Below are 3487 nucleotides of genomic sequence, written 5' to 3'. Positions count from 1 at the left end.
ACCACGTCGACAGCGCGCGACGCGAAGCCGGTGCGGGCGGGCGCCGCCCCCGCCGCCGGCACCTGGGGAACGATCAAGCAGCTCCTCGGCAACCGGATGCTGCTCGGCATCTACGTGGCGCAGCACTGCATCAACGTGATGACCTACTTCTTCCTGACGTGGTTTCCGATCTACCTCGTCAAGCAGCGCGGCATGTCCGTGCTCCAGGCCGGCTTCACCGCCTCGCTCCCGGCCTTGTGCGGCTTCGTCGGCGGCATCCTCGGCGGCGTGATCTCCGACGCGCTCCTGCGCCGGACCGGCTCGCTCAACATCGCCCGCAAGCTGCCGATCATCGCCGGCATGCTGCTGTCGATGGTGATCATCGCCTGCAACTACGTCGACTCGCATGCCCTGGTGATCGGCCTGATGGCGGCGGCCTTCTTCGGCAAGGGCCTCGGGGCGCTCGGCTGGGCGGTGGTGTCCGACACCTCGCCCAAGGAGGCGGCGGGCCTGAGCGGCGCGCTGTTCAACATGTTCGGCAACACCGCCGGCATCACCACGCCGATCATCATCGGCTATCTCGTCCAGTCCTCGGGCTCGTTCGACACGGCGTTGGTCTTCGTCGGGATCAACGCGCTCGTGGCGATGAGCGCCTATCTCCTCCTCGTCGGCGACATCCGGCGGGTGGAGCTGCGCCGCGCCTGACCGACCGCCGACCGCCAGGGAGCATGCGATGCCAGACGCCGTGATCGAAGCCCCGCCGGTGCCGCCGGCCGGGCCCGCCCTGGGCGACGCCCCCCGCACCATCCGCCTGCACGCGAGCGACAACGTCGCCATCGTCGTCAACGCCTTCGGGCTGCCGGCCGGCACGGTGTTCTCGGACGGGCTGACCCTCGTCGAGTTCGTGCCGCAGGGCCACAAGGTGGCGCTCGCCGCGATCCCCGAGGGCGGCGAGGTCCGGCGCTACGGCGAGGTCGTCGGCATCGCGACGCAGGATATCCCGTGCGGCGCCTGGGTCGAGGAATCGCGCGTGGCCACCCCGACCGCCCCCGCCCTCGACGCGCTGGAGATGGCGACCCGCGTGCCGGCGCCCCTGCCGCCGCTGACCGGCTGCACCTTCGAGGGGTTCCGCAACCCGGACGGCTCGGTCGGCACCAAGAACATCCTCGCCATCTCGATCAGCGTGCAATGCGTCGCCGGCACCCTCGACGTGGCGATCCGGCGGATCAAGGCGGAGCTGCTGCCGCGCTTCCCCAACGTCGACGACGTGGTCGGGCTGACCCACGCCTACGGCTGCGGCGTCGCGATCAACGCGCCGCAGGCGGTGATCCCGATCCGCACCCTCCAGAGCCTCGCCCGCAACCCGAATTTCGGCGGCGAGGTGATGGTGGTGGGCCTCGGCTGCGAGAAGCTCGTCTCCGAGCGCCTGCTGCCGGACGGCGACGACGCGCAGGACGGCGGCGTCGTGCGGATGCAGGACGAGCGCCACCAGGGCTTTTCCATGATGCTCGACAGCATCATGGCGATGGCCGAGGCCCGGCTCGCGATCCTGAACCGGCGCCGGCGCGAGACCTGCCCGGCCTCCGACCTCGTGGTCGGCCTGCAATGCGGCGGCAGCGACGCGTTCTCCGGCGTCACCGCCAACCCGGCGCTCGGGTACTGCGCCGACCTGATCGTCGCCGCCGGCGGCACGGTCCTGTTCTCGGAGGTCACCGAGGTCCGCGACGCGATCCACCTGCTGACGCCGCGCGCCAAGACGCCAGCGGTGGCCGAGGCTTTGGTGCGCGAGATGGCGTGGTACGACGACTACCTCGCCAAGGGCGAGGCCGACCGGCGCGCCAACCCGTCCCCCGGCAACAAGAAGGGCGGGCTGAACAACATCGTCGAGAAGGCGCTCGGGTCGGTCGCCAAATCCGGCACCTCGGCGATCTCCGGCGTGCTCGCCCCGGGCGAGCGGGTCCGCGAGAAGGGCCTGATCTTCGCGGCGACGCCGGCGAGCGACTTCGTCTGCGGCACGCTGCAGCTCGCCTCCGGGATCACCCTCCAGGTGTTCTCGACGGGCCGCGGCACGCCCTACGGCCTCGCGCAATGCCCCGTGATCAAGGTCGCGACCCGCACCGAGCTCAGCCAGCGCTGGTCCGACCTGATCGACCTCGACGCCGGCCGCATCGCCACCGGCCACGCGACGATCGAGGAGGTCGGCCGCGAGCTGTTCCAGCTCATCCTCGACGTGGCGAGCGGGCGCAAGACGCCGTGGTCCGACCGCTGGGGCCTGTTCAACGACCTGACGCTGTTCAACCCGGCGCCGATCACCTGAGGGTTCCGACGCCACGGAAGGAGCGGACACGCCGCACGCCATGCGCCGTGCCCGCCGGGGACCGAGCGACGGACAGGCCGGGACGACACCGGCCGGGAGGACACGATGGGCGCACTCGATCGCCGGACCCTGCTGGCGCTGGCGGGCGCCGCCGCCACGACGGCGTGGGCCGGGCCTGCGCAGGCCGCCTTCGAGCCGTCCGAGCGCCTGCCCGACCCGGCGATCGAGATCCTCGACCCGTCGTTCGCCCGGTACCGGATCTTCTCGGCGACGGTGGAGCGGATCGCCACGGGCTTTCGCTGGGCGGTAGGGCCGCCCTACACCAGCTCGAGGATCGCGAGCCGGTCCGTCACGCCGAGGGTCAGCGTCCGGGCCGGGCCGAGCGTTTCCACGCCGACCGAGCCGTCGTCGGCGAAGCGGTGCAGCCGCGCCGCCTTCGGGACGCCCGAGAGGGTGAGGGTCACGCCCTGCGCCGGCGCGTCGGGCCGTGCCCGGCGTTGCACCCGGTCCCAGCCGTCGATCCCGAGCCAGAGCGGCACGAGGACGGCGCCGTCGCCGCGCAGGAAGCGGATCGCCTGGAGGTCGCGCGGGGCCGCGTCGAGGGCCGCGTCGAGGGCCACGTCGAGGGCGGGGCCGGCCACGACCGGGCCGGCCCGGAACAGGCGCATCAGGTTGGCGACCGCGGAAAAGGTCGGCGTGGCTGAGCCGTCGAAGCGCAGGAGGCCGAACCGGCCTTCCGGGTCGCCCTCGCCCCGGTCGACCGAGGCGGCCAGCTCGTAGAGGTAGGTGCGGCGGATGCCCTGGAGGAAGCTCCACAGCAGCAGGCGGGGCGTGTAGCGCGCCCGCACGGCCTCCGAGACCGGGAAGTGGAAGCTCCGGGTGGCGAGCGCGGTGTGGTAGCCGTTCTCGGTGGCGAGCAGCGGCGCGCGGCCGAAGATGGGCTGAGCGGCGGCGACGAAGCGGCGCAGGTCGCCGTTACCGGCGTTCTCCGGGTGCTCCATGCCGGGGTAGGGGTGGATGTTGCCGTAGTCGACGGCGTTGGCCAGGGACTCCGCCGCCGCGACGTTGGCCTGGACGTAGCTCGGCCCGGCGACCTTCACCGCGCCGCCGGCGTTGCGTGCCGCCCGGTAGAGCGCGCGCTGGTGCTCGGCCGAGGCCTGCGGGCGGCCGGCGCCGGCGGCGATGTTGGGC

At 72.7% G+C, this 3487-nt stretch carries 2 protein-coding genes and 1 pseudogene; 2 read left to right on the top strand and 1 reads right to left on the bottom strand.

Features of this window, described 5'->3' with window-relative positions; genetic code table 11:
- Nucleotides 1–684: pseudogene (locus FV223_RS23155) on the top strand (MFS transporter); the annotation flags it as partial.
- Nucleotides 685–712: 28 nt separating this feature from the next.
- Nucleotides 713–2296, top strand: a complete 1584-nt coding sequence (gene garD / locus FV223_RS23150; RefSeq protein ID WP_147729191.1) for a galactarate dehydratase — start codon at nt 713–715, stop codon at nt 2294–2296.
- Between the two features lie 317 nt (nt 2297–2613).
- Here garD and FV223_RS30740 read toward each other — a convergent pair.
- Nucleotides 2614–3487: hypothetical protein (locus tag FV223_RS30740; RefSeq protein ID WP_187276221.1), on the bottom strand; the 874-nt coding region annotated here is incomplete at its 5' end.

Source organism: Methylobacterium sp. WL116 (assembly GCF_008039455.1).
GTDB lineage: Bacteria > Pseudomonadota > Alphaproteobacteria > Rhizobiales > Beijerinckiaceae > Methylobacterium.
The sequence above is the reverse complement of the archived record's forward strand: the minus strand, read 5'-3'. Positions and strand labels throughout refer to the sequence as shown.

What these genes read in the sequence shown, in the direction of transcription:
- garD (WP_147729191.1), top strand. Translation starts at nt 713, where the DNA reads ATGCCAGACGCCGTGATCGAAGCCCCGCCGGTGCCGCCGGCCGGGCCC.